This window comes from Albimonas pacifica, assembly GCF_900113695.1.
GTDB lineage: Bacteria > Pseudomonadota > Alphaproteobacteria > Rhodobacterales > Rhodobacteraceae > Albimonas > Albimonas pacifica.
In genome coordinates, this window is the sequence record NZ_FOQH01000011.1 from 173,530 (window position 1) to 198,930 (window position 25,401).

Consider the following 25,401-nt stretch of genomic DNA (forward strand, 5'->3'; position numbering starts at 1 on the left):
ATCCCCGCGCCGGTCCGCAGGGGACCGGCCTCGTCAGAACCTGGTCTTGAGGAACACCGCCTCGGGCAGGTTTCGGATCACGCTCATCAGCAGCGCCCATTTCCAGTGGATCACGTGATGGCGGCGTTTCTCGACGCCCTCCACGATCAGCTTCGCCTGCTGCTCGGCCGAGATCACCAGCGGCCCGGGCAGGTCCATCCCCTCGGTCATCGCGGTCGCCACGAACCCCGGGCGCACCAGCGTCACCAGCAGGTCGGTCGCCGCATAGCGCTGGCGCAGGCCCGAGAGCATGGTCGCGAAGCCCGCCTTGGCCGCCCCGTACCAGTAGTTGCGCGCCCGCCCCCGGTCGCCTGCGACCGAGCCGATGCCCACCACCGCCGTCTTGCCCGGCAGCCGCGACAGCCGCGCGGCCGCGGCCTCGAGCATCGCCGCCGGCCCGGTGAAGTTGGTCGCCACGATCCGGGCGATGGCCTCCGCGTCGTCCTGCGTCTCCTCCTGGTCGCCCAGCAGGCCGACGGCGCAGAGCACGATCCCCGGCATCTCGGGCAGGCCGTCGAGGAAGGCGCCCGCCGCGGCGAGGTCGGTCGCGTCCCAGGCGTGGGTGGTGACCGGCACGCCGTGGCGGGCGGCGATGTCGGCGGCGTCGCGCGCCAGCGCCTCGGGCCTGCGGCCGGCGAGCTGGATCGGGCGGCCCTTCGCAGCCAGCAGCCGCGCCGTCTCGCGCCCGATGTCGGAGCCCGCGCCGAGGATCAGGGCGGGGCGAAGGTCGGGGGCGTCGGTCAAAGCTCGAGTCTCCGGGCGAGGGCGGTGGCGAAGGCGCGCGCCCGGGCGGGCGAGGCGCGGAAGGCGGGGGCGCGCGGCTCGGTCGCGGCGAACTCGGCGGCCGTCATCCGCGCGTCCTTGGCGAGATAGATGCGCCCGCCATGCTCGGCGGTCAGGCGGTGCAGGCGCTCGATCACGAAGAAGGCGCGGGGGGTGGCGGGAAAGTCCAGCGCCAGCGTCCAGCCGCGCCGGGGGAAGGAGAGGCTCGCGCCCTCCCGCCCCTCGCCCAGCGCCTTCAGGACGGCGAGGAAGCTGCCCTGCCCGGCCTGCGAGGTCAGGCGCAGCATGGCGCGCAGCCCCTCGCGCGCGGTCTCGGGCGGCAGCGCGCACTGGAACTGCACGAAGCCGCGCCGGCCGTAGATGCGGTTCCAGCCCAGCACGGCGTCGAGCGGGTGGAAGCACGTCCCCCAGTCGACCAGCGCCGGCCCCCGCCGCTCGGCCGGGCCGCCCCCCGCCCAGTAAAGCGCGTTGAAGGCGCGCATGGTCAGCAGGTTCAGCGCGAACCCCGGCACCAGGTCGGGCGGCGGGCCCAGCCGCTTCTCCTGCGCCTTCAGCGCCCAGCGGTCGAGCTTCTGCGCGGCGGCAAGCTCGTCGTAGGCCGCATCCTCGGCCCGGTAGAGGATCGCCCGGCCCAGGCGCGTCCCCCGCGCCAGACAGTCGATCCAGGCCGAGGCGTGGGTCCAGCCCTGCGAGGCCTCGATCAGGTCCATGGCGGCGTCGAGGTTGCCGGCCCGGATCGTCTCCTGGCGCAGCCAGCCGCTCTCGACGCGGCGCAGGCGGATCGCGGCGCGCACGATCAGCCCGGTCAGGCCCATGCCGCCGCAGGTCTCGGCGAAGCCGGGATCGCCGGGCGCGAGGCGGCGCAGCGCGCCGCTCTCGTCCATCAGCTCCAGCCAGGCGACATGGTCGCCGAAGGCGCCGCCGCCGGGCGCGTGGTGGTTCTTGCCGTGCACGTCCGCGGCGATGGCGCCGCCGAGGCTGACGAAGCGCGTGCCGGGGACCACCGCCGGGAACCAGCCCCGCGGCAGCAGGGCGGTCGCGATCTCGCCCAGCGAGACGCCGGCCTCGGCGACCAGCACCCCGGTCTCCGGGTCGAAGGCGTGGAAGCGGTCGAGCCGCCGGGTCTCCACCGCCAGCCCCGGGCCGGCGGCGGGCGGCAGGGCCGCGTCGCCGTAGGCGCGCCCCAGGCCGCGGGGCGCGATGCCCTCGCCCTGGGCGCGCAGCGCGGCGGCCGCGGCGGCGAGGTCGGCGGGCGCCGCGCGATGGGCGGGCAGCGTCGGGAACCGCCCCCAGCCCGCAAGCGGCGCGGCCGGCGGCGGCCCGTCGGCGCGCAGGGGGGCGGGCTGCGGCGCGGGCGCGTCCGCGGGCCCGGCCGGGCGGAACGCGGGGCGCGGGCTCATCCCCGCTCCGTCCGCTCGTCGCGGTCGAAGACGAAGCGGCGGTCGAACTGGTATTTCGCCACGTAGCCGACCATCAGCCCCAGCACCGCCCCCGTCTCGCGCGCCGCATTGCTGCGCCAGACCCACCAGGCCGCCGCCTCCGAGCCCCAGAAGATCGCCGTCGTCGCCACCCCCATCAGGGTGTAGAGCGCGAAGCGCCGCGCATGGGCCCGCGCCCCGGTCGAGCGGTCGAAGAAGATCCAGCGCTTGTCGAGCAGGTACTTCACCACCAGCCCCACCGCGGTGCCGAAACCGATGGCGAGCGTCAGGGCCAGCGGCCCGTGCCACTCCGCCCGCCAGCCGAGCTGGCCCGAGGAGACCACCCCCAGCAGGTCGTCCAGCACCCAGTCCAGCAGGTCCGGCGCCCAGCCGAAGGCCACCGTCTCCTCCTGCCGCAGGGCCGCGAGCACCAGCCGCTGGGCGGCGAGGTTGCACACCGTCGCGATCACCGCGAAGCCGATGTAGCGCAGGGCGATCTCGACCGCCGTCAGCCGCCGCCCGCGGCGCAGTCCGCCGGGACCGTAGGCCGGATAGCCCGTCGGCCCCGGATCGCCCTGCCGGGAATGACGCTCGTGCTCGTCGATCCGCTTCACGCGCCCGTCCGCCTCCATGCGCCTACAGGACCGTCGCCAGGACGCCGAGCACCAGGATCCCCGCCCCGCAGGCGAGGGAAACCCCGTCCTTGACCGCGAACAGCACCGGGTCGTCGTCCATGCCGCCGCGGTGGGCGATCATCACCATGCGCGAGATCCAGTAGAGCAGGACCGGCGGCGCCCCCCACAGGATCAGGGGGGACTCATATAGACGCTGCACCGCCGGGGAGTAGATGTAGAGCGCGAGCACCAGCACCGCCGTGTAGCCCGCCGCGATCGCCATCATCGTCACCACGTTGAGGTCCTCGGCCCGGTAGGCGCGCCCCGAGGTCTCGGACTTGCCCGCCGCCGCCAGGTCGACCAGCTCGGTCTGCCGCTTCATCGCCGCCAGCGACAGGAACAGGAAGGTCGAGAGCGCCAGCATCCACGGCGAGGGCGGCAGGTCCACCGCCATCGAGCCGGCGATGACCCGCAGCGTGTAGAGCCCCGCCAGCAGGCAGATGTCGATCACCAGCTCCCGCTTCAGCGCCAGCGAATAGAGCAGCGTCGCGCCGAAATAGACGCTCAGCACCCCCACCGTCATCGCGTTGACGGTGGCGGCGAGCGCGAAGCCCGCCGCGAACAGCCCCCCCGCCATCGCCAGCCCGTGCATCGCCGGGACCATGCCCGAGGCGAAGGGCCGGTTGCGTTTGCGCGGGTGGGCGCGGTCGGCGTCGAGGTCGAGCAGGTCGTTGATGCAGTAGACCGCCGAGGCGACCAGCGAGAAGGCCGCGAAGGTGGTGACGGCCGCCAGGATCTCGGGACCCGCCTCGCGGTGGGTGGCCAGCAGCGGCAGGAACACCAGCAGGTTCTTGAGCCACTGGTGCGGGCGCAGCGCGCGCAGGTAGGCCCGCGCCCGGGCGCGGCCGCGGGCGGGGGGATCGAGGATCACCGGCGCGGGCGCCCCCGCCCCGGCCGCCTGGGCGGCCGCGAGGCGCGCGACCTTCGGGGCCGCGCCCACGGCGAAGGCGCGCCGCGCCCCCGCCCAGACCGGCAGGTCGCGCAGGTGGTCGCCGGCGTAGTCGTAGCCGCCCCGGCCGAAGCGCGCCTCAAGGAACTCGGCCTTGCGGTCGCCGCCCAGGTTCAGGCCGGGGCGCGAGCCGTGGGCGGAGTCGAACAGGCCCAGGTGCGCGGCCACCGCGTCGGCGATGCGCTGGTCGGCGGCGGTGACGAGATGCACCTCGCGCCCCGCGGCGCGGGCGGCGCGGATCAGCGCCAGCACCTCCTCGCGCCAGGGCAGGCAGGCGACGTCGAGCTGCACCCGGTCGGCGATCGCCGCCTTCACCGCCGCCTTGCCGCCCGGCGCCGCGCGGGCGACGGCGACGAAGTCGGGCAGGCCGAAGGCCAGCAGGCCGATGGCGCTTTCGTGCAGCGTGTCGACCCGGGTCAGGGTGCCGTCGAGGTCGACGACCAGCGGCGGCTCGGGCGCGTCGTCCGCGGCCTCCGCGGGATCCGTCGCGCGGCCCGACCCGGGCGCGGCGCCCGGCCCGGGCCCGGCCCCGGGGCCCGGCGCGGCCTGCGTGCCCGCGCCCTCGGCGGCGCGGCCGTCGGGGGCCGCGCGGACGTCGAGCGGGGCGGCCAGGTCCAGGGCCGGCCGACGCGCCGGGTTCCGGTCGTCTGGGGACATGTTCCGCCTTCCCGCATGAACGCGCACGCACCCGGCGCCGCAGCCGGGATCAACGGCCGCCCGATCCTGCCAAGATGAACCCACCCCTGCAACAGGAAGGGCCGCCCCGGGGGGCGGCCCTTCCGCATGGTCGTCCTGTCGGGCCGCGTCCGCGGCGCCCGGATCGCGCCGGGCGCCGCGGCGTCGGCTCACGCGCCGTAGTCGGCGGGCAGCTTGTCGTAGATCTCCGACTGCAGCTTCGCCTGGATGCCCTCGACGTCGTCCTCGCCGACCTCCTCGACGATGGCGGCCCACTTGTCGATCAGGCCCTTGAGGACCTTCACCTTCTCGGCGGCGTCGGCGATGCCGTGCTGCTCGACCGCGGTCTGGATGATCGCGTCCACGTCGGCGGCCACGAACTCGTCCTTGGTGGCGCGCATCTCGTCGGAGGGCTCGATGATCTCGACGCCATGCTCCTTGGCCTCGGCCAGCACTTCCTCATCCGAGGTCGTGTAGAACACGGTCGCGCCCAGGCTCGCCTTGCCGGCCTCGGCCAGCAGCATCTTGCGCTGCTCGGGCGAGAACTCGGCCCAGCGGTCGGCGTTCCAGGTCATCATCGACAGCGAGTGGTAGGTGCCGAGGTTCAGGAGCGTGTTGTACTTGGCCGTGTCCCACAGCGAGTAGGAGCGCAGCGCGCCCGGCGCCTGGATGGCGATGTCGAGCGCGCCCTTGTCGAGCCCCTCGAACATCTCCGACGAGGGCACGTTCACCTCGATGCCGCCCACCGACTGCGCCCAGCGCGACCACAGCGAGCCGGGCACGCGCATCTTCTTGCCGGCCAGATCGGCGGTCGAGCGGATCGGCTCCTTGGAGATGATCGTGTAGGGCGAGGTCGAGTAGGTGCCCGTGTAGATCAGGTTCTGCGCCTCGTACTCGGCCAGGCAGTCCGGGCAGTGCAGCAGGTTGAACTCGGTCGCCATCGCCATGGCGACGATGTTGTTGGGCGTCGACAGGCCCATGTCCGCGACGAGCTGGGCGTTGGGGAACTCGGCGGGGAAGTAGGTCATCGCCAGCATGCCCACGTCGGCGATGCCGTCGCCGATGCCGGCCATGGCGGGCTTGGCGCCCAGCAGCGCGCCGCCCTGGAAGTACTTCACCTCGAAGTCGCCCGAGGCCTCGACCGCCTCGATGAACGGGTCGTAGCCGCCGACCGAGACCGGGTGCTTGGGGCCCACCCAGAGGGTGGCGGTGATGCGCTCGGCGGCGAGCGCGGGGGCGGCGACCAGGGTCGCGACGGCTGCGGCCGTCGCCCACTTGGCGAACGTCTTCATGGCGGTTCCTCCTCCTGTCATCTTCCGTGCGGGGCAGCGCTCCCCGGCCTTCCGCACGGTCGGGCGGCACGATGAACCGATCCGGCGGCCCGTGTCCATGGGTTTCGCACTGCGGTCCGGAGGGGCCGCAAAGCGACGTTCGCGGAAGGCTCCCGGCGCGCCGCGGCCCGGGTCGGGAAACGGCCGCGCGGCGCGGCTGACGCAGGGGCATTCATTCGACCTGCCGACCGGCAGGCTTGAAAAACCCCGCCCCCGGGCGCAGGAAGAAGGGCCGGCGCCCGGGCCTCCCCGTCCTTGCGCCGGCGCCGCCGCGCCCCCGGGCGCCGCGCGGCCGCTCGCGCCGCCCCATGCCAGCCGCAGGGATCCTCTTGCCCGCTCCTTCCGCGCCTTCGCCCGCCTCCGCAGCCGCCCCCGGGGCGCCCGAGATCCCCTCCGCCGGCCCCGCGGCGGAGCGGCCGCGGGGCCGGGCGCTGAGCGCGGCGATCGCGGCGCTGCTGACGCTGACCGCGGTCTCGGCCCTCTTCGAATCCTTCTCCGGCCTGCATGACGCGAGCGTGGTCTCCGTCGCCGCGCTGCTGGGGGCCTCGGTCGTGGGCCTGCCGCGGATGGGCGCGCGGGAGCGGCTGCTGCTGACGGTCTCGCTCGCGGTCGGGGCCTGGGTGGCGCTGACCGTGCCCGACGCCGGCGGCGCGATCTACGAGGCGCTGGACCGCGCCGCCTTCCTCGCCGCCTTCATGCTGCTGCTGGCGGTGCTGCGCGACGGGGCGCAGAGCTCCGCCGACGTCGAGACCTGCGGGGCCTGGCTGACCCGCCAGCCGCCCGCGCGCCGCTACGGGGCCATCGCCACGGGCAGCCACGTGCTGTTCCTGCTGATCAACATCGGCACGCTGAGCCTGCTGGCGCCGCTGATCCGCGCCGGCATCCGCGACAGCCGGGCCGCCGGCGACGACCCGGAGGTGGTCGCCGCGAAGGAGCGTCGCCAGCACTCCGCCCAGATCCGCGGCTGGGCCTGCGCGATCATCTGGGCGCCGACGACGGTGACCCAGGCGGTGCTCGCCGCCATGTTCCCGCAGGCCGACACGCGCATCGTGCTGGCGGGCGGCATCGGCTGGGCGGTGCTGGTCCTGCTGGCGGGCATGGGCGAGGACCGGCTGCGCTTCCGCGGCCTGTCGCGCCGGATGGCGGCGCGCGGGGCGACGGCCCGCCGCGCGCCCCTGCCCGCCCCGCGCGAGGCGCTGGCGGGGATCGCGGTGGTCTGCCTGGGCCTGGGGGGCGTGGCGCTGGGCGTCAGCCTCTGGGCCGGGGTGGGCGTGGTCACCGCGCTGATGCTGGGCGCGCCGCTGCTGACGCTGGTCTGGATCTACTGCCAGGGGCTCTCGAAGGGCCGCTCGGCCCCCGACGCGCTTTACGAAACCGCGCGGCGCGGCCGGCGCATCGTCACCCGCACCACGCCCGAGAGCGCGCCCGAGGCCTATACGCTGGCCTTCGCGGGCTTCATCGGGGCGATGGCCGCGACGCTGGTCCCGCCGGGCGTGCTGGGCGAGACGGCGGCGGCGATCCCGGCCTGGGCGCTGCTGATGATCCCGCCGCTGGTGATGTGCATCGGCGTGCAGTTCGCGCTGACGCCGATGCTCTTCGCGGTGTTCTTCGGGCAGGCGCTGGCCTCGGCGCCGCTGCCGGTCGATCCTGCGCTGATGGTGCTGTCGCTGGGCGGCGGCTGGTGCCTGGCGATGACCTGCTCGCCCTTCGGGGCGGGGGCGCTGGTGCTCAGCCGCGCCACGGGCCTGTCGGCGGCGAAGCTCACCTGGGGCTGGAACCTGCCCTACACCGGGCTCGCCGCCCTGCTGCTGGCCGGCTGGCTGGCCTTGCTGAACGAGCTGGTCTGAAGACCGGCCGACATTGGGAGGAATGACGATGACCAAGCGCTGGACGCGGCGGCCCGAGGGCTCGACCTGGGGCGACTGGGGGCCGGACGACGAGCTCGGCCGGATGAACCTGCTGGGGCCCGACCAGGTCCTCAAGGGCGTGGCCGAGGTGAAGGAGGGGCGGGCGTTCCTCCTCTCCCTGCCGCTCGACCTGCCGGGCGGGAACCTGCTGAACCCCCGCCGGCATCCGCCGCGCCTCTTCGCGACGGACCGGGACGGGGAGCCCTCCTACAATTTCGACGTCTCGCGGCTGGATCCGAAGTTCACCGACGTGATCTCGGACGACGCGGCGCTGATCCACCTGCAGTACTCGACGCAATGGGACGCGCTGGGCCACGTCGGCGGGCGCTTCGACGCCGACGGCGACGGGGTGGCGGAGGCGGTCTACTACAACGGCTGGCGCGCGGGCGAGGACGTGGTCGGCCCCTCCGGCGGGTCCTCCCCGTTCGAGGGGCCGCAGGCCAGGCGGCTCGGCATCGAGAAGATGGCGCAGACCGCGGTGCAGGGCCGCGCGGTGATGATCGACCTGCGCGCGCACCTGGGCGACGACCGCACGCTCGTCGACATGGCGATGCTGGACCGGATCATGAAGGAGGACGGCGTGCGCGTGGAGGCCGGCGACATGGTCTGCCTGCACACCGGCTTCGCCGACCGGATCCGCGACATGGCCGGGAACCCGGACGCGGAGGTGCTGCACGGCGCCTGCTCGGCCCTCAACGGCCGGGACGAGGCGCTCAAGACCTGGGTGCGCGACAGCGGCGTCGTGGCCCTGATCGCCGACAACTACGCGGTAGAGGCGCATCCGGCGGAGGAGGGCCACGGCGACTGCTGCGCCTTCCTGCCCCTGCACGAGCTGTGCCTGTTCCAGCTGGGCGTCCACCTGGGCGAGCTGTGGTGGCTGACCGACCTCGCAGCCCACCTGCGGGCCGCGGGGCGCTCGCGCTTCCTGCTGACCGCGCCGCCCCTGAACCTGCCGGGCGCGGTGGGCTCGCCCGCCTCGCCGGTCGGCACGGTCTGAGCGAAGCGCTCGCCCGGGCCTCGCGCCTCGGGCGAGCGCCCTGCCCCCGATGCAGGACGGAGGGCGCGCGGAGGCGTCGTCCGCGGCGGCGCGAGGCCGCAGGATGACGTTCGCGGCGCCCCGGGCGGGCCGATTGACCCCGTGTCGCCGGCTGGATAGCGTTCGCCCTCCGATCCGCCGCCAAGAAGCGGACGTCCACGAACGCGTCCGCCGAGGGAGGGGCGACGATGTCACCAGCGACATGGCTGTCCGAGACGCTTGCGCGCAACGCAGCCGCCGCCGCGGCGCGCGGCCCCTCGATCGTCGAGATGTGGTCCCGCACGCCCGCGGACGCCCCCTGCCTGATCCTGCCCGACCGCGCCCTGAGCTACGGCGAGATCGACGCGGCCGCGCGCCGCGCCGCCTCGGGGCTCGCCGCGCTCGGCGTGGTCGAGGGGGACCGGGTCGCCTGCTGGCTGCCCAACCTGCCGGAGTACCTGGTCGCCTTCCTCGCCTGCTGCCGCCTGGGCGCGGTCTGCGTGGCGGTGAACACCCGCTACCGCTCGGTCGAGGTCGGCGACATCGTCGGCCGCTCGGGCGCGAAGGTCCTGGTGCTGGCGCCGGGCTTCCGCGGCATCGACTTCGCCGGCATCCTCAAGGACGTGGACCCTGCCGAGGTCCCCGCGCTCGAGACGCTGGTCACGGTCGGCGAGGTCCCCGAGCCGGTCGCGCTGGGCGCCGCCAGGGTCGTGCCCTGGGCCGAGCTCGACGCGGCGCCGGAGATGACCGGGACCCAGGGCGGCCCCGGCGCGCCCTGCAAGGTCTTCACCACCTCGGGGACGACCTCGGGGCCGAAGTTCGTGCTGCATGCGCAGGCGACGCTGGCGCGCCACGGGCGCGACGCGGGCGCCGGCATGGGGCTGGACGCGGAGGACTCGGTCCTGCTCCAGGCGATCCCGTTCTGCGGGGTCTTCGGAATGGCGCAGATCATGGCCGCCGCGGCCTGGGGCCGGCCGTCCGTCCTGCCGCCGGCCTTCGACGCGGCCGAGGCGGTGGCGCTGATGGCCCGCCACAAGGTCACCCACGCCAACGGCGGCGACGACATGCTCGACCGGCTGATGGCCGCGGGCGGCGGCGCGCTGAACCCCGAGTTCCGCCGCTTCGGCTACGCCCGCTTCAACCCCGCGCTCGACGACGTGGCCGAGCGGGCGGCGGCCCGTGGCATCACCTGCCTCGGCCTCTACGGCATGTCGGAGTGCATGGCCCTCTATTCCTTCCAGCCCGTCGACGCGCCCATCGCGCGGCGCAAGATGGGCGGGGGGGTGCCCGTCTCCTCCGAGGCCGCGGCCCGTGTGCGCGACCCCGAGACAGGAGAGATCCTGCCCCCCGGCGACCGGGCGGGGGAGCTGGAGCTGACCGGCCCCTCGATCATGCTGGGCTACCTGTTCAACGACGAGGCGACGGCCAGGACCTTCACCGAGGACGGCTGGCTGAAGACCGGGGACCTCGCGACCTCGACCCCCGACGGGGGGTTCGTGTTCCTCAACCGCATGGGCGACGCCCTGCGGCTGGGCGGGTTCCTGACCGACCCGCGGGAGATCGAGACCCACCTGATGACCCATCCGGACGTCGAGGCCTGCCAGGTCGTCGGCGTCCAGGCGCAGGGCAAGCCCCGCGCCGCGGCCTTCGTGATCCCGCGCCCCGGCGCGGGCGTCGACGAGGCCGCCCTGATCGCCCATTGCGACGGGCGGCTGGCGAAGTTCAAGGTTCCGGCCCGGGTGTTCCTGGTCGACCGCTTCCCCACCACGCCCAGCGCCAACGGCGAGAAGATCCAACGCAACCGACTGCGCGAGACCGCCCAGGCGGCGCTCGACGCGGCCGAAAAGGAACGGAACCCCGTGACATGAACGCGATCGAGCGCGCCATACGCGCCGTCTCCGCCGTCGTGATGGCGCTGGCGGCGGTGGCGCTGATCCTGATGATGCTGATGGTGACGCTGGACGTGGCGGGGAAATACCTGTTCGTCGCCCCCGTCCCCGTCACGCTGGAGATGGTCTCCAACTACTACATGGTGGCGGTGGTGTTCCTGCCGCTGGCCGCGGTCGAGCTGACCGGCGGCCACATCCATGTCGAGCTGATCCACGCCCGCCTGCCGCGCGTCGGCCGGCGGATCCTCGACATCGCGGCCCATGCGCTGGCCTGCCTCTTCTTCACGATGCTGACCGCCTACGGCTGGGAGGTCGCGGTGAAGAAGTTCGAGGTCGGCGAGTTCCTGATGGGCCAGTACTCGCTGATCATCTGGCCGAGCCGCTTCCTGGTGCCGCTGGGCTGCGGGCTGATCGCGGTGCTGCTGGCGCTGAAGACGGTGCGGGCGGCGGTGCATCTCGCCCGCCCCGACCTCGACCATGAAGAACCCTCTGCACACGGAGCGATGGAGTGAGCGATCTCGATCCCGAACTGATCGGCGCCATCGGCATCGGCGTGCTGCTGGCGATGATCTTCCTGCGCGTGCCGGTGGGCGTGGCCCTGGGCTGCGTCTCGGCGGGCGGCATCTACCTGATCCTCGGCCCGCGGGCCGCGACGGGGATGCTGTCGGAAATCCCCTACGACTTCACGGCGCACTGGTCGCTCAGCTCGATCCCGATGTTCCTGCTGATGGGCTATTTCTGCTACCACGCAGGGCTGACGGAGGGGCTGTTCCGCATGGCCCGGATGTGGCTGTCGTGGCTGCCGGGGGGCCTGTCCATCGCCTCGATCCAGGGGGCGGCGCTGTTCTCGGCCGTCACCGGCTCCTCGCTCGCCTGCACGGCGGCCATGGGGCGGATCGCGGTGCCCGAGATGATCAAGGCGGGCTACGACAAGGGGCTCGCCACCGGCACGGTGGCGGCGGCGGGGACCATCGGCTCGATGATCCCGCCCTCGATCCTGCTGATCCTCTACGGCATCTTCGTCGAGGAGCCGATCGGCGCCCTGTTCCTGGCGGCCTTCCTGCCGGGCGTGCTGACGGCGGTGATGTACTCGGTCATGGTCTGCGTGCGCGCGACCGTGACGCCCGGCCTCGCGCCCTCCACCAAGGACGAGGTCTATTCCTGGGAAGACCGGATCTGGGCGATCAAGGACACCTGGCCGGTGGGCCTGCTGGTGCTGGGCGTCTTCGGCGGCCTGTTCTCGGGCGTGTTCACCCCGACCGAGGCCGGCGCGGTCGGCGCCTTCCTCGCCTTCGTCATCGCCTGCCTGAAGCGGACGATGAACTGGCACGCCTTCCGCGAGGCGGTGGCCGAGACGCTGCGCTCGACCGCCTCGATCTTCGTGATCGCCATCGGCGCGCAGCTGCTGACGCGGTTCTTCGCCCTGTCGGGGGTGACGGACATCCTGGCGGACTTCATCTCGGGCCAGGGCTATTCGCAGCTGCAGGTGGTGCTGCTGATCTCGGTGGCGCTGCTGATCCTGGGGATGCTGCTGGACCCGATCGGGATCATGCTGCTGACCATCCCGATCCTGCTGCCGGTTCTGGAGACGCAGTCGATCAACCTGATCTGGTTCGGCGTGCTGATGGCGAAGTTCCTGGAGGTCGGCTTCATCACCCCGCCGGTCGGGCTGAACGTGTTCGTGGTCAAGGGGATCGTCGGCGACCTCGTGCCCACGCACACCATCTTCAAGGGCATCGCCTGGTTCGTGGTGATGGACGCGATCACCATCGCGCTGCTGATCGCCTTCCCCTCGATCATCCTGTGGCTGCCCACCTCGCTGGGCCTGATCTGAGGGCCGCCGCGCCCGCCTGAAGGACCCGGGGCCGGGGGGAGCGATCCCCCCGGCCCCGTCGCTTCGCGCCCCCCGTCGCCAGCCGGCGGCCGGGAAAATACGGTTGCCTTCGGACCTGCGCCGTGGTTGCCTGCCGCTCGGCAAGTAGACGGAGGGGCCCTTCCCCCCGCCGTGCCGAACGGACCCGGCTCCCATGCTCCGCATCCCTCCCGCCCTGCGCCCCGTGCTGCCGATCCTGATCGGCGCCTCGCTGATGCTGACCCTGACCATGGGGCTGCGTCAGAGCCTGGGGCTGTTCATGCCCTCGATCACCTCCGACGCGGTGGTGACGGTGACCCAGTTCACCCTGGCGATCTCGATCCAGAACCTGTGCTGGGGGGTGTTCCAGCCGCTGGCGGGCGCGGCGGTGCCGCGGATCGGCTACCGGCCGGTGATGATGACCGGGGCCGCGGCCTATGCGCTGGGCCTGGCGCTGATGTCGACGGCGCAGGGCTTCTGGATGCTGGTGATCGGCGCGGGCGTGCTGATCGGCCTGGGGATGGCCTGCGCCTCGATGGCCATGGCGATGGCGGTGACGGCGCAGTCGGTGCCGGCCTCGGTCCGCTCGATGGCGCTGGGCTGCGTCTCGGCCGCGGGCTCGCTGGGGGCGCTGATCGCGGCGCCGCTGGGCCAGGGGCTGATGCAGGCGCTGGACTGGCGCGCGGCGGTGGTGGGCTTCGCCGTGCTCGCCATCCTGATCCTGCCGGCGGCGTGGAGCGCGGGCAAGGTCGACCGCCTGCCGGTGCCGCCGACGGCCTCGACGGACTCGGCCGACTCGCTCTCCGCCCGCGGGGCGCTGGCGCTGGCCGGGCGCAACCCGCGCTTCCTGGTGATGACGGGGGCCTATTTCGTCTGCGGCATGCAGCTGGTGTTCCTGACCACCCACCTGCCCGCCTATCTCGAGCTCTGCGGCGCCGACCCGATGCTGGGCGCCACCGCGCTCGGCGTGATCGGGGGGTTCAACGTGCTGGGCTCGCTGTTCTTCGGCTGGGCCGGGGGGCGGTGGTCGAAGCAGGCGCTGCTGGGCGGGATCTACATGGCCCGCTCCCTGGTGATGGCCTGGTTCTTCATGCAGTGGCCCACGGCGACCAACACGGTGATCTTCGCGGCGATGATGGGCTTCCTGTGGCTGGGCGTGGGGCCGCTGGTCTCGGGCTCGGTCGCCGAGACCTTCGGCCTGCGCTGGCAGGCGATGCTGCAGGGCACGGCCTTCATGTTCCACCAGGCCGGCAGCTTCCTGGGCGCGCTGGGCGGCGGCATCGCCTTCGACCTGCTGGGCGACTACGACCTGGCGGTGGCCTTCGGGGTGAGCCTCGGCTTCGCCGCCGGCGCGGTGCAGGCGACGGTGGCGCTGGCGGGCCGCCCGCCCTCGGCGCCCCTGCGGCCGGCGTGAGCGCGGGCCCCGCGCGCCCCCCTCGCGGCGCGCCGCGGGCCACGGGCCGGCCCCGGGGCGCGCGGCCCGACGCGGCGCCTTGCGCGACGGCCCGCTCCCGTGCAATTTCCGCCCGCGCGCGCCCTGCCCGGGTGGCGGAATGGTAGACGCAGCGGTCTCAAACACCGCGGCCGAAAGGCGTGGGGGTTCGAGTCCCCCTCCGGGCACCAGCGCGACCGCTCCCGGACGCCTTCTTCCCGAAGCCTCCTGCGGAGTTCTGCAATGAAGCTCGATCCGGACGCGGCGAAAGTGCTCGAGGCGCTGGCCGCCCGCCCTTCGCTCGACACCCTCTCCCCGGCGCAGGCGCGCGAGGTCTACGCCGCCGGCCGCGCCGCGTCGACCGCAGCGCCCACGCCGGTGGAGATCGTGCGGGACCTCGCCCTCCCCGGTCCCGCCGGCCCGATCCCCGCCCGCCTCTACCGCCCCGCGCCCGAGGCCGCGGGCCCGCTCCCCACGCTGGTCTTCTTCCACGGCGGCGGCTGGGTGATCGGCAACCTCGACTCGCACGACGGCCTCTGCCGCCGCCTCGCCGCCGGCTCCGGCTGCCAGGTGATCGCCATCGACTACCGCATGGGCCCCGAGCACCGCTTCCCCGCCGCCGTCGAGGACGCCGTGGCCGCGGCCCGGGCCGTCCACGCCCAGGCGGCCGAGCTCGGCGCCGACCCCGCGCGCCTCGCCGTCGGGGGCGACAGCGCGGGCGGCAACCTCTCGGCCGTCGTGGCCCTGACCTTCCGCGACGCGGGCGGGCCGGCCCTGCGCTGGCAGATGCTGATCTATCCGGCCACCGATTTCGCCATGGCGACCCCCAGCCAGGCCGAGTTCGCGACCGGCCACTTCCTGACCGCCGATCTGCAGCGCTGGTTCCATGCCCACTACCTCGACGAGGCCGACAAGGCCGACTGGCGCGCCTCGCCCGCCCGGGCGGCGAGCCTCGCGGGTCTTCCTCCCGCCTTCGTGCTGACCGCCAGCCACGACCCCCTGCGCGACGAGGGCGAGGCCTACGCCGCCCGCCTCGCCGCCGAGGGGGTGCGGGCCGAGGTCTGGCGCGTCCCCGGCCAGATCCACGGCTTCATGCCGCTCGACGCCCTGATCGCCGCCGCGCCCAGGGCGGCGGCGGTGCTGGCGAAGCGCCTGCGGGACGAGATGTCGGACTGAAACGGAGGGCGCTCAGCCCTCCACCACCCGGATCAGCTTGGCGTCGAAGACGCGCAGCACCTGGCGCAGGTCCTGGCCGCGTTTCAGGATGCGGCCGTCCATGCCGATCACCGAATACTGGCCCTGCTTCTGGGAGAGCTTGGGGCGTTTCTCGACCCGGTAGATCGGCTGCTCGGCCGAGCGGCGGAAGATCGAGAACACCGCGACCTCGCGCAGCATGTCGATCCCGTAATCCCGCCACTCTCCCGCGGCGACGAAGCGCCCGTAGACGGTCAGGATCGCCGACAGCTCGGCACGGTCGAAGGCGACGCGCTCGGGCGCCTGGCGGGGCGGGTTGGACCCGGGGGGAACCACGTGCAGCATGACATGAGGATGACGATCCCCCGGCCGCATGGCAAGCGTCGCGAGCCCGACGCGCCGCATTCGATCCATCGTCCCCCTTCCACCCTGCGGGATCGGCGTTGCAAGCACCGGAAATCGGCCGCAGGGTGTCGCCGGTCTCCGCGGGCGATGCGCGCGGAGCGTTTCCCGATACGACTTCCCGCACGACAGGAGCTCCGCCCGTGACCGCCGCCATCCCCCGCGCCCGCGATTTCCACCTGCCGGGCCGCTCGGCCGCCTATGGCGCGAACGGCATGGCCGCCACCTCGCACCCGATCGCCACCAAGACCGCGGTCGAGATCCTGGAGGCGGGCGGCAACGCCGTCGACGCCGCCATCGCCGCCGCCATCGTCTGCGGCATCGGCGAGCCGGCGATGACCGGCATCGGCGGCGACATGTTCGCCCTGATCCACAAGGAGGGCGAGGAGATCGTCGGCCTCAACGCCTCGGGCCGCGCGCCGGCGGGGCTGACGGCCGCGGGCCTGCGCGAGGCGGGGCTGAGCGCGATGCCCGACAAGGACGCCCGCTCGGTCACCGTGCCGGGCGCCATCGACGGGTTCTGCCGGCTCTCGGCCGATCACGGGCGGCTGGGGCTCGACCGGGTGCTGGCGCCCGCGATCCGCTACGCCGAGGCGGGCATCCCCGCCGCGCCGCGCGTCGCCTTCGACTGGAAGACCGCCGCCGACCGGCTGACCGGCGCGGCGCGCACCCACTACCTCGAGAACGACGGCCCGCTCGCCGCCGGCCGGATCTTCCGCGCCCCCGGCCAGGCCGAGGTGCTGCGCCGCGTCGCCAAAGACGGCCGCGCCGGCTTCTACGAGGGCGAGGTGGCCGAAGACATGGTCGCCAGCCTGCAGGCGCTGGGCGGGTCCCACACGCTCGACGACTTCGCGGCCACCGCCTGCGACTACGTCGACCCGATCTCGGGCGACTACCGCGGGACCGAGCTGGTGGAGCTGCCCCCCAACGGCCACGGCGCCACCGCGATCCTGCTGGCGAAGATCCTGAGCCACTTCGACCTCGCCGCCATGGACCCGTTCGGGATCGAGCGCGCGCATCTCGAGGCCGAGGCCACCAAGCTCGCCTACGACGCGCGCAACCGCATCGTCGGCGATCCGCAGCACGCCGCGATCCGGCTCGCGCACATGGTGGCGGACGAGACGGCGGCGAAGCTCGCCAGGCTGATCGACCCCAAGCGGGCGATGACCTCGGCCACCGAGATCTCCGAGGCGGTGCACAAGGAGACGATCTACCTGACCGTGGTGGACCGGGACCTGACGAAGGTCTCTCTGATCTACTCGATCTTCCACAACTTCGGCTCGGGGCTGGCGTCGGACAAGTTCGGGATCCTGTTCCAGAACCGCGGCATGGGCTTCACGCTCGAGGAAGGCCACCCCAACGAGGCCGCGCCGGGCAAGCGCCCGCTGCACACCATCATCCCCGCGATGCTCAAGCAGGGCGGCCAGGTGACGACGACCTACGGCGTGATGGGCGGCGCCTACCAGCCCTGCGGCCACGCGCGGGTGCTCTCGAACCTCGTGGACTACGGGATGGAGCCGCAGGCCGCCGTCGACGCGCCGCGCTGCTTCTCCGACGTCGGCGGGCTGAACATCGAGCGCGGCTACGCGACCGAGGTGCGCACCGGCCTCGCCGAGATGGGCCACCAGGTCTCGGTCCCCGAGACGCCCATCGGCGGCAGCCAGATGATCGTCATCGACCGGGAGAACGGCGTGCTGATCGGCGCCTCGGACCCCCGCAAGGACGGCTGCGCCATCGGGCTCTGAGGCCGGGCGAGGGCCGGACCGGCAGACATGAGGGGGCGCGTCCGCGGGCGCGCCCCTTTCTCTCGCCTACTCGGCGGCCTTCGCGGTCTCGCACCGCGGGCTGCGCAGGGTGGCGGCGGCGATCTCCGGGCGCAGGGCCCGGATGGCGTCGAACTGGGTGAGGAAGACGCGGCCCGTCAGCTCGTCGAGGAAATGGGTCTTCTTCAGCCGGTCCATCACCGGGCCCTTCACCTCCGACAGGTGCAGGGTCACGCCTGCGTCCTTCAGGCGGCGGTTGATCTCCTCGAGGCTCTCGAGCGCCGAGGCGTCGATCGAGTTCACCGCCGGGCACATCAGCACGATGTCGCGCAGCGCGCAGTCGCCGGCCACGAGGTCGAGCAGCTTGTCCTCCAGGAACCGGGCGTTGGGAAACCACAGACTCTCGTCCACGCGCAGGGTCACGAGGTCGGGGACGGTGACCACGTTGTGCCGGTCGACATTCCGAAAGTGCTCGGTGCCCGGCACCTGGCCCACGATGGCGCAATGGGGCTGCGAGGTCCGCCACAGGTGCAGGCCGATGGAGACGGCGACGCCCGCGATCACGCCCGCCTCGACCCCCAGCACCCAGGTCAGGCCGATGGTCGCCATCGCCGCCAGCGCGTCGGAGCGCGAATAGACCCAGGTGCGCCGGATCGAGCCGAAGTCCACCAGGCTCAGCACCGCCACGATGATCGTGGCCGCGAGCGTCGCCACCGGCAGGAAATGCAGCAGCGGCGTCAGGAACAGGGTGGCGAGCGCGATGCCCACCGCGGTGAAGGCGCCGGCCGCCGGCGTCTCGGCCCCCGCGTCGAAGTTCACGACGGATCGCGCGAAGCCGCCCGTCACCGGGTAGCCGCCGGTGAAGGCCGCGCCGATGTTGGCGGCGCCCAGCCCGATCAGCTCCTGGTCGGGGTGGATGCGCTGGCGGCGCTTGGCGGCCAGCGTCTGGGCGACCGAGACGCTCTCGACGAAGCCGATGACCGAGATCAGCAGCGCCGAGCCCAGCAGCGAGGTCCACAAGCCCAGGTCCAGCGGCGGCGCCGAGATGGGCGGCAGGCCCGAGGGCACGTCCCCCACGATGGCGACGCCCATCGACTGGAGGTCCAGCCCCCAGGACAGCAGCGTCGTCGCCGCCACCGCCGCCACCGGCCCGGCCTTGGCGACGGCGTCCGCGAGCCGCGGCGCCAGCCCGCGCGCGACCAGCAGCGGCTTCAGCCGCCGGCGCGCCCAGTAGAGGAAGCCCGCCGCCCCCGCGCCGATGGCGAGGGTGACGAGGTTCGCGGAGGACGCCGCCTCGACCAGGCCCCAGACCGTCTCGGGCAGCGACTCGCCCGCGACCTTCACGCCCAGGATGTGCTTGAGCTGGCCCGCGGCGATGATCACGCCCGAGGCGGTGATGAACCCCGCCACCACCGGGTGCGAGAGGAAGTTCGCGAGGAACCCCAGCTTCAGCACCCCCATCGCCACCAGCATCAGCCCCGACAGCAGCGCCAGCGCGAGCGCCGCGCCGTAGTATTCGGGCGTGCCGACCTCGGCCACCTGCCCCACCGCGGCGGCGGTCATCAGCGAGACCACCGCCACCGGCCCCACCGCCAGCGCCCGCGAGGTGCCGAAGACGCCGTAGAGCAGCAGCGGCGCGATCGAGGCGTAGAGCCCCACCTCCGGCGGCAGGCCCGCCAGCATCGCGTAGGCCAGCGACTGGGGGATCAGCATGATCGTCACGATCACCGCCGCCATCAGGTCGGCGCCGAGGGTCTCGCGGCCGTAGCGCGCGCCCCAGTCCAGGATCGGCAGGTAGCGTTTCAGCATGGGTCCTCGGGGTCCGCGTCGCGGGCCGGGTTCGGGGTCGGGGCCGGGCGGGGGCCGGCGGTCTCGGTCGGGCCCCTGCGTCGGAGGGGGCGGCGGCGCGGCGGGCGGGATGCGCCCGCGTCGCGAGGGCCCGCCCTCCCCCGCCCGCCGGGGGCGCGCGTTCCGGCATTGCGCCCGGCGGCCCCGCACCGGCGGGGCCGCCGGGCGCGGGGGATCAGAGCTTGTTGATCGGCACCTTGAGGTAGACGCCGCCGTCCTCCTCGGGCGGGGGCATGCGTCCGGCGCGCATGTTCACCTGGATCGAGGGGATGATCAGCTTGGGCATGCCCAGCTTCGCGTCCCGCTCGGTGCGCATGCGGATGAAATCGGCCTCGGTGGCGCCGCCGCCGACGTGGACGTTCTTCGCCTTCTGCTCGCCCACCGTGCTCTCCCACGCGTACTCGTCGCGGCCGGGGGCCTTGTAGTCGTGGCAGGTGAAGATGCGGGTCTCGTCGGGCAGCGACAGGATCTTCTGGACCGAGGCCCACAGCATCTCGGCCGAGCCGCCGGGGAAGTCGCAGCGCGCGGTGCCGAAATCGGGCTGGAACAGCGTGTCGCCCACGAAGGCCGCGTCGCCGATCACGTAGGTCAGGCAGGCGGGCGTGTGGCCCGGCGTGTGCAGCACGAAGCCCTCCAGCGCGCCGATCGCGAAGCGGTCCCCCTCCTTGAACAGCTGGTCGAACTGGGAGCCGTCGCGCTCGAACTCGGTGCCCTCGTTGAAGATCTTGCCGAAGGTGTCCTGCACCACGCGGATGTTCTCGCCGATGCCGATCCTGCCCCCCAGCGCCTTCTGCAGGTAGGGCGCGGCCGAGAGGTGGTCGGCGTGGACGTGGCTCTCCAGCAGCCATTCCACCGTCAGCCCCCTCTCCTTCACCCAGGCGATGATCTCGTCGGCGGATTCGGTCGAGGTGCGCCCGGCGGCGTTGTCGAAATCGAGGACCGAATCGACGATCGCGCAGGCGTTGGAGGTCGGGTCCTTCACGACGTAGCTGACGGTGTTGGTCGGCTCGTCGAAGAAGGCGGTCACGTCAGGTCGCATGGATCGCTCCAGGGTCGGTCGTGGGTCTGGCAGAGACATAGGCAAGCATTCTTTGTTTTGAATGGGTAATTCCGTCGCAATCTAGTGTAAAATGCGCCGCGCGCAGGGTCATCCCCTATGTGCAGGGTTTTTGCGATGGAATTCCGGGGGGTTGGGGCGGCGGGCCGCAGGCCTGGGCTCAGTCCCCGGCGGCCTCGTCGAGCGAGGCGATGGTTTCATGCAGGAACCGCCGCTCGACCATCACCACCGCCGCCCGCCGGTCGAGGTCGAGGCCGACCTCGGCCGTCTCGGCGCGGTTGGAGGTGCCGATCCGCGTCTCCGGCCCGAGCGCGAGATCGACCAGCGGCCAGGCCAGGCCGCACGAGGCGAGGCCGGTGCAGGGTCCCAGCGGGAAGATCGAGACGCGGGCCCCCGGGGCCAGCCGCGCCCGCCAGCGAAGCGGCGCGAGGAAGGCCAGGTCCTCCCGCCCCGCCAGCAGGATCCGCCGGTCGGGATGGGTGGCGAGCGCGTGCAGCGCCGCCAGCGAATGGTCGAGCCGCCCGCCGAGAAAGCCCGCCGCCAGGTACAGCGGCGCGCGCGTCAGGCGCAGGCACTTGCCCAGATCGGTGCTCTCCTGCTCCGGCTCGTGCAGGAAGCGGGGACCGAGGCGGGCCCGCCAGCCCGCGTAGTCGGAGAGCGAGTCCATGTCGCCGATGATGGCGTCGGGCGGCTCGCCCCCCGCCAGCCGGTCGGCGCCCCCGTCGGCTGCGACCACCGCGCCGCAGAGAGGGCGAAGTTCCGCGATCAGCTCCGGCGCGGCCGGCCCCCCGCCCAGCAGCAGCACCGGCGCGTCGTAGACCAGGGGGAGGGAGACCGGGCCGCTCAAGGACTTACGCCGCGGGCGGCACGTAGCGCTGCAGCGACGGGCGATCGGCGAGCGACGCCTGCCACGCCAGCGTGGCCGTGTGATCCTCGGGCACCCGGGTCTTGGTGACGCGCATGAAATCGAGGGCGATGTAGGCGTTGATGTCGGCCATGGTGAAGCGGTCGCCGGCGAGGAACGGGCTCGCCCGCAGACGCGCCTCGACCACCTCGAGGCCCTTGGCGAGCGGGCGGCGGTGCCATTCGGACATCACCGGCTCCTGCACCTCGAGCGTCGCCATGGCGGGGTGCGAGTGGCGGAAGACATAAGCCGCAGGAAGCATGATCATGAACTCCACCCGGCGGTTCCACTGGTCGATGCGGCCGAGCTCCAGCGGCGTCGCGCCCATCAGGTTGGGCTCGGGGTGCAGCGCCTCGAGGTAGCGGCAGATCGCCATGGTCTCGGTCAGGGTCGAGCCGTCGGAGAGCTCCAGCGCCGGCAGGTGATGGGTGCCGAACTTGTCGAGATGCGCGGGGTCGTAATGGGCGCGGGTGGCGAGGTCGATCTCCTCCTTGGGGATCTCGACGCCCTTCTCGATCAGGAAGGCGTTCACGCGGCGGGGGTTGGGGGCGGTGGAGCAGGTCACCAGCCGGACGGGCTGCGGGGCGTCGGTCAAGTCGGGTCCTCCCTTTGCTTTGGGCGGGAGAGTGCCTCTCCGCGCCGGGAAAGGAAACCGGGGACGGAGGCGCCCTGCGGGCGGGCTTGGGCGTGGGGCCGGCGGAGCGCCTCCAGGGGACATGGGAGGACGCTCCCGACTCACCCGGAAACAAGCCCCGCGCCTGTTTCCCGGACCCGTCTCTCGCTGAAGATGCCTGAGCGACCCGGCCGGAGGGGTCAAGGACAAGCCCCCTTCGGGGGTCGCGTGCCGCGATCCTTGACCCCTCCGGCCGAGTCGCTCTGATCGGCATCAGCGAGAGACGGCTCCGGGAAACAGGCGCTTTTCGAGGGCCGGCGGCCGCGCGCCGGCGCCCGGGCGATCAGCCGCGGCGCTTGTGGCGGGCGTGCTTGGCGCGGGCCTTGGTGGCGGAGCTGAGCTTCTTGCGGGGCGCGCGGCCGCGGGCCCGGCCGGGGCGGGGGGCGTCGTCGCCCTCGATCTCCAGCAGTTCGAGCAGCAGGCCGCCGGTGACGGGGACGGCCTCCGACAGGCGCACCAGGCAGCGCTGGCCCATGCCGATCACCCGGCCCGAGTCCTCGCCCGTCAGGGTGTGGGTTTCGGGGTCGTGGCGGAACCACTCGCGCCCCAGGCTCGCGATCGGGACCAGGCCGTCGGCGCCGGTCTCGTCGAGCTTCACGAAGAGGCCGAAGCGCGCCACCCCGGCGACGCGGCCCGCGAACTCGTTGCCCACCCGCTCGGAAAGGTAGGAGGCGAGATAGCGGTCGTTGGTGTCGCGCTCCGCCGTCATCGAGCGGCGCTCGGTGAAGGAGATGTGCTCGGCGGTGTCCTTGAGCTCCTCGATCTCCTCGCCGGTCTGGCCGTCGGTCCCCCAGTCGTGGGCCGAGATCAGGGCGCGGTGCACGATCAGGTCCGCATAGCGGCGGATCGGCGAGGTGAAATGCGCATAGGCCCGCAGGTTCAGGCCGAAGTGGCCGAGGTTGTCGGGCGAGTAATAGGCCTGGGTCTGCGAGCGCAGGACGGTCAGGTTGATCAGCTCGGCGAACTCCGACCCCGCGGCCTGGTGCAGGAGGCGGTTGAACAGCGCGGGGCGGATCGCCTGGGATTTCGACAGCGTCAGCCCGCAGCCTTCGGCCACGTCGCGAAGCGTGTCGAGCTTGTCCTGGCCGGGCTCCTCGTGGACGCGCAGCAGGTGGGGGCGGCGTTTCGCTTCCAGCGTCTCGGCGGCGCAGACGTTGGAGAGGATCATGAACTCCTCGATCAGCCGGTGCGCCTCCAGCCGGTCGCGGAAGCCGACGGAGGCGACGGTTCCGTCCTCAGCCAGCTTGATGCGGCGCTCGGGCAGGTCGAGGTCGAGGGGCTGCCTGCGCTCGCGCGCCTTCGCGGCCGAATCGTAGGCGGCGTAGAGGTCGGCGATGGTCTTGAGATGCGGCTCCACCTCCGGGCCGGGGCGGCCGTCGGCGGCGGCCTGCACCTGCTCGTAGGTCAGCGAGGCGGGAGAGCGCATCAGCGCGCGGTGGAAATCGTGGGCGAGCTTGGTCCCGTCCTCGGACAGCACCATGCGCAGGGCGATGCAGGGGCGGTCCTCGTGCGCGACCAGCGAGCAGAGGTCGGCCGAGAGCTCCTCGGGCAGCATCGGCACGACGCGATCGGGGAAATAGGTGGAGTTGCCGCGCAGCCGCGCCTCGCGGTCGAGGGGCGAGCCGGGGCGCACGTAGTGGGCGACGTCCGCGATGGCGACCCAGACGATATGGCCGCCGGGATTCTCGGGGTCGGGATCGGGCTGGGCGCAGACGGCGTCGTCGTGGTCGCGCGCATCGGCCGGGTCGATGGTGACCAGGGGAAGATGCCGCAGGTCCTCGCGGCCCTTGAGCGAGGTCACCGGCCGGGCGGCGGCCGCGGCCTCGGTCACCCGCTCGGGGAAGGCGTCGGGGATTCCCTGCTCGTGGATCGCGATCAGGGAGAAGCTGCGGGCGGAGCCGGGGGAGCCCAGCCGCTCCACCACCCGGGCGCGGGGCAGCGCCAGCTCGCGGTTGCGGCGGATCTGGCCTATCTGCTCGGCCTCGATCAGCTCGCCGTTCTCGGCCTCGCCGGCGTCGCGGGCGGCGATCACCCATTCGCGCTGGTCGCCCTTGGAGACGGGGACCAGCCGGCCGCCGCCGTCGGGGGCCTGGCGGAAGATTCCAAGGATCTTGCGCGGGCCGGCGCCGATCTTCTTGATGACCTTGCCGACGTAGGCGTGATCCTCGCCGTGCACCGGCGTCACCCGGGTCAGCAGGCGGTCGCCGGGGCCCGGCGCGGGGCCGCGCGAGCCGGGCTGGATCAGCACCTTCGGCGCGGGCTCGTCGCGGTCCCAGTCCTGGGGGGTGGCGAAGAGATCGCCCGCATGGTCGGGCTCGCCGACCACCAGCACCGCCACGGGGGGCAGGTGGCCGGGGGCGGCGAAGCTCTTGCCCGGGCGCTTCTCGATCACCCCCTCCTCGGTCAGTTCGCGCAGGAGGTCCTTGAGCTGCACGCGCTCCACCCCCTTCAGGCCGAAGGCGCGCGCGAGGTCGCGCTTGCCGGCCTTGTCGGGGTTGAGGCGAATGAAGTCGGCGAGGGTGTCTTTGTCGGGAACTCGGCTCATCGGCCGCCCGCTATCACGGACCGGGGCGCTCGGCCAGCGAAACGAAGAAGGCGGCGATCAGGACGGTGGCGTCGGGGGCCCCCTCCGGGACCGGCGGGCCGAGCCCGTCGCCCGCCCGCCCCCGCTCGGGCGAGCCCGGCCAGCGGTGGCCCATGCGCTCGATCCGCCAGGCGATCATCGGCGCCTCGCAGGCGAACCACAGCCGCTTGCGCCCGCCCGCGGGCAGGGTCTCGTCGCTGGGCGCCCGGCAGCCGTTGAGGGCCGCGAGCGAGGAGGCGGTGCGCGCGACCGAGGCCATGGCCCCGGCGCCGACCTTGCGCGCGGGCGGGGCCTGGCCGCCGGCGTAGGGGACGAACGGGTCCTCGGTCCCGTGGAACATCAGCACCGAGACGGGCCGCCCCTGCGCGCAGTGCAGCGAGGCGGGCCAGGAGCCGGCGACGACCGCGGCGCCCATGGCGAGGCCCGGCGCCTCGCACAGCGTGCGCAGCACCATCGAGCCGCCCTCGCCGAAGCCCGCCAGCACGATGCGGGAGGGGTCGGCGAGGCCCTGTCCGGCAAGCGCGGCGACCAGCGCGCGCAGGAAGGCCACGTCGGGCATCCGCACCGCCTCGCCCCCGTCGACGCGGCGCCGCCCGGCGTTCCAGGTCCGCTCGGCCCCCTCGGGGTAGACCCGCAGCCAGTCCTTCAGCGGCTCGGCGCGCTCGAGCGCGGCCAGCGCGCGGACCTGGCGCGCGGACTGGCCCATGTCGTGCAGCAGGATCAGGGTCGGCAGCGGTCCGGCGGGGGGCTGGCCGTCAGCCGCGGCGGGGGGCTCGACCAGGGCCGTCCGGGGGAGACCGTCGACGGAGAGGGTGATGCGCTCGACGCCCTCGGGAAGCGGGGCGGCGGGGGCCGCGGCCGGCAGGGCCAGGAGAAGCGCGGCGAGCGCGGCGCGCGGCCCCGCTCCGGGCGCGCGCGGCCGGCGGCGGGAGAGGTCCCGGGTCAAGCCCGGGACACGCGGGCGGCGCGGGGCGCGCACCCGGCGCGGGGCGCGCAACTGGCGCGGGGCGCG

20 protein-coding genes and 1 tRNA gene are annotated in these 25,401 nt (G+C 73.5%); 9 read left to right on the plus strand and 12 right to left on the minus strand.

Translation table 11 applies throughout. From position 1 onward, the window contains the following. Positions 1–33: 33 nt before the first annotated feature. The 5 genes from BM064_RS22260 to BM064_RS22280 form a co-directional block, all read right to left on the minus strand. Positions 34–783, minus strand: coding sequence for an SDR family NAD(P)-dependent oxidoreductase (locus BM064_RS22260; protein ID WP_092864166.1), 750 nt, complete (start codon positions 781–783; stop codon positions 34–36). After that, positions 780–2,222: an FAD-binding oxidoreductase gene (locus BM064_RS22265; RefSeq protein ID WP_092864169.1), complete on the minus strand. Its 1,443-nt coding sequence runs from the start codon at positions 2,220–2,222 to the stop codon at positions 780–782. Before BM064_RS22265 ends, BM064_RS22260 begins: the two co-directional genes overlap by 4 nt. After that, positions 2,219–2,854, minus strand: coding sequence for a GtrA family protein (locus tag BM064_RS27840; RefSeq protein ID WP_245779249.1), 636 nt, complete (start codon positions 2,852–2,854; stop codon positions 2,219–2,221). The genes BM064_RS22265 and BM064_RS27840 overlap by 4 nt, the downstream gene beginning before the upstream one ends. A gap of 22 nt (positions 2,855–2,876) precedes the next feature. Beyond that, positions 2,877–4,520, minus strand: a complete 1,644-nt coding sequence (locus BM064_RS22275) for a UbiA family prenyltransferase (RefSeq protein WP_092864172.1) — start codon at positions 4,518–4,520, stop codon at positions 2,877–2,879. Between the two features lie 188 nt (positions 4,521–4,708). Continuing rightward, on the minus strand, positions 4,709–5,830 hold the full coding sequence (locus tag BM064_RS22280) for a C4-dicarboxylate TRAP transporter substrate-binding protein (protein ID WP_177236369.1): 1,122 nt from the start codon (positions 5,828–5,830) through the stop codon (positions 4,709–4,711). Positions 5,831–6,198: 368 nt separating this feature from the next. Between BM064_RS22280 and BM064_RS22285 the strand changes: the two genes are divergently transcribed. The 8 genes from BM064_RS22285 to BM064_RS22320 all read left to right on the plus strand — a co-directional run bounded on the left by BM064_RS22285 (position 6,199) and on the right by BM064_RS22320 (position 15,140). Next, entirely contained in the window at positions 6,199–7,716 is a 1,518-nt protein-coding gene (locus BM064_RS22285; protein WP_092864178.1) for a hypothetical protein, read from the plus strand. 28 nt (positions 7,717–7,744) lie between these two features. After that, the gene (locus tag BM064_RS22290; protein WP_092864318.1) at positions 7,745–8,773 is read left to right on the plus strand and encodes a cyclase family protein; all 1,029 of its coding nucleotides are present in this window, start codon (positions 7,745–7,747) and stop codon (positions 8,771–8,773) included. A gap of 227 nt (positions 8,774–9,000) precedes the next feature. Further along, on the plus strand, positions 9,001–10,659 hold the full coding sequence (locus BM064_RS22295) for an AMP-binding protein (protein ID WP_092864182.1): 1,659 nt from the start codon (positions 9,001–9,003) through the stop codon (positions 10,657–10,659). Then, positions 10,656–11,192, plus strand: a complete 537-nt coding sequence (locus BM064_RS22300) for a TRAP transporter small permease subunit (RefSeq protein WP_092864185.1) — start codon at positions 10,656–10,658, stop codon at positions 11,190–11,192. Before BM064_RS22295 ends, BM064_RS22300 begins: the two co-directional genes overlap by 4 nt. Beyond that, positions 11,189–12,514, plus strand: coding sequence for a TRAP transporter large permease (locus tag BM064_RS22305; RefSeq protein WP_092864188.1), 1,326 nt, complete (start codon positions 11,189–11,191; stop codon positions 12,512–12,514). Before BM064_RS22300 ends, BM064_RS22305 begins: the two co-directional genes overlap by 4 nt. A gap of 193 nt (positions 12,515–12,707) precedes the next feature. Then, a complete protein-coding gene (locus BM064_RS22310; RefSeq protein ID WP_092864191.1) occupies positions 12,708–13,946 on the plus strand; it encodes an MFS transporter in 1,239 nt (412 codons plus the stop codon). A 125-nt stretch (positions 13,947–14,071) separates the two neighbouring features. Further along, a tRNA-Leu gene (locus BM064_RS22315) sits at positions 14,072–14,155 on the plus strand. A gap of 52 nt (positions 14,156–14,207) precedes the next feature. Beyond that, positions 14,208–15,140: an alpha/beta hydrolase gene (locus BM064_RS22320; protein WP_092864194.1), complete on the plus strand. Its 933-nt coding sequence runs from the start codon at positions 14,208–14,210 to the stop codon at positions 15,138–15,140. A gap of 12 nt (positions 15,141–15,152) precedes the next feature. Here the strand turns inward: BM064_RS22320 and BM064_RS22325 are convergent, their stop codons facing one another. Next, on the minus strand, positions 15,153–15,503 hold the full coding sequence (locus BM064_RS22325) for a DUF2794 domain-containing protein (protein WP_092864197.1): 351 nt from the start codon (positions 15,501–15,503) through the stop codon (positions 15,153–15,155). Positions 15,504–15,775: 272 nt separating this feature from the next. On the opposite strand from BM064_RS22325, the gene BM064_RS22330 reads away from it, so the two are divergent. Further along, a complete protein-coding gene (locus BM064_RS22330) occupies positions 15,776–17,305 on the plus strand; it encodes a gamma-glutamyltransferase family protein (protein WP_092864321.1) in 1,530 nt (509 codons plus the stop codon). Positions 17,306–17,371: 66 nt separating this feature from the next. On the opposite strand, the gene BM064_RS22335 is transcribed toward BM064_RS22330, so the two are convergent. From BM064_RS22335 to BM064_RS22360, 6 genes are all read right to left on the minus strand, one after another. Then, positions 17,372–19,132, minus strand: coding sequence for a SulP family inorganic anion transporter (locus BM064_RS22335; protein WP_092864200.1), 1,761 nt, complete (start codon positions 19,130–19,132; stop codon positions 17,372–17,374). A gap of 214 nt (positions 19,133–19,346) precedes the next feature. Further along, positions 19,347–20,210, minus strand: a complete 864-nt coding sequence (locus BM064_RS22340; RefSeq protein ID WP_092864203.1) for an MBL fold metallo-hydrolase — start codon at positions 20,208–20,210, stop codon at positions 19,347–19,349. Between the two features lie 178 nt (positions 20,211–20,388). After that, the gene (locus BM064_RS22345) at positions 20,389–21,075 is read right to left on the minus strand and encodes a thiamine pyrophosphokinase (protein ID WP_092864206.1); all 687 of its coding nucleotides are present in this window, start codon (positions 21,073–21,075) and stop codon (positions 20,389–20,391) included. 4 nt (positions 21,076–21,079) lie between these two features. Further along, positions 21,080–21,727: a glutathione S-transferase family protein gene (locus tag BM064_RS22350; RefSeq protein ID WP_177236370.1), complete on the minus strand. Its 648-nt coding sequence runs from the start codon at positions 21,725–21,727 to the stop codon at positions 21,080–21,082. A 361-nt stretch (positions 21,728–22,088) separates the two neighbouring features. Continuing rightward, the gene (rnr, locus tag BM064_RS22355) at positions 22,089–24,350 is read right to left on the minus strand and encodes a ribonuclease R (RefSeq protein ID WP_092864212.1); all 2,262 of its coding nucleotides are present in this window, start codon (positions 24,348–24,350) and stop codon (positions 22,089–22,091) included. A gap of 13 nt (positions 24,351–24,363) precedes the next feature. Further along, positions 24,364–25,335, minus strand: coding sequence for a CE1 family esterase (locus tag BM064_RS22360; RefSeq protein ID WP_092864216.1), 972 nt, complete (start codon positions 25,333–25,335; stop codon positions 24,364–24,366). Between the last annotated feature and the right edge of the window lie 66 nt (positions 25,336–25,401).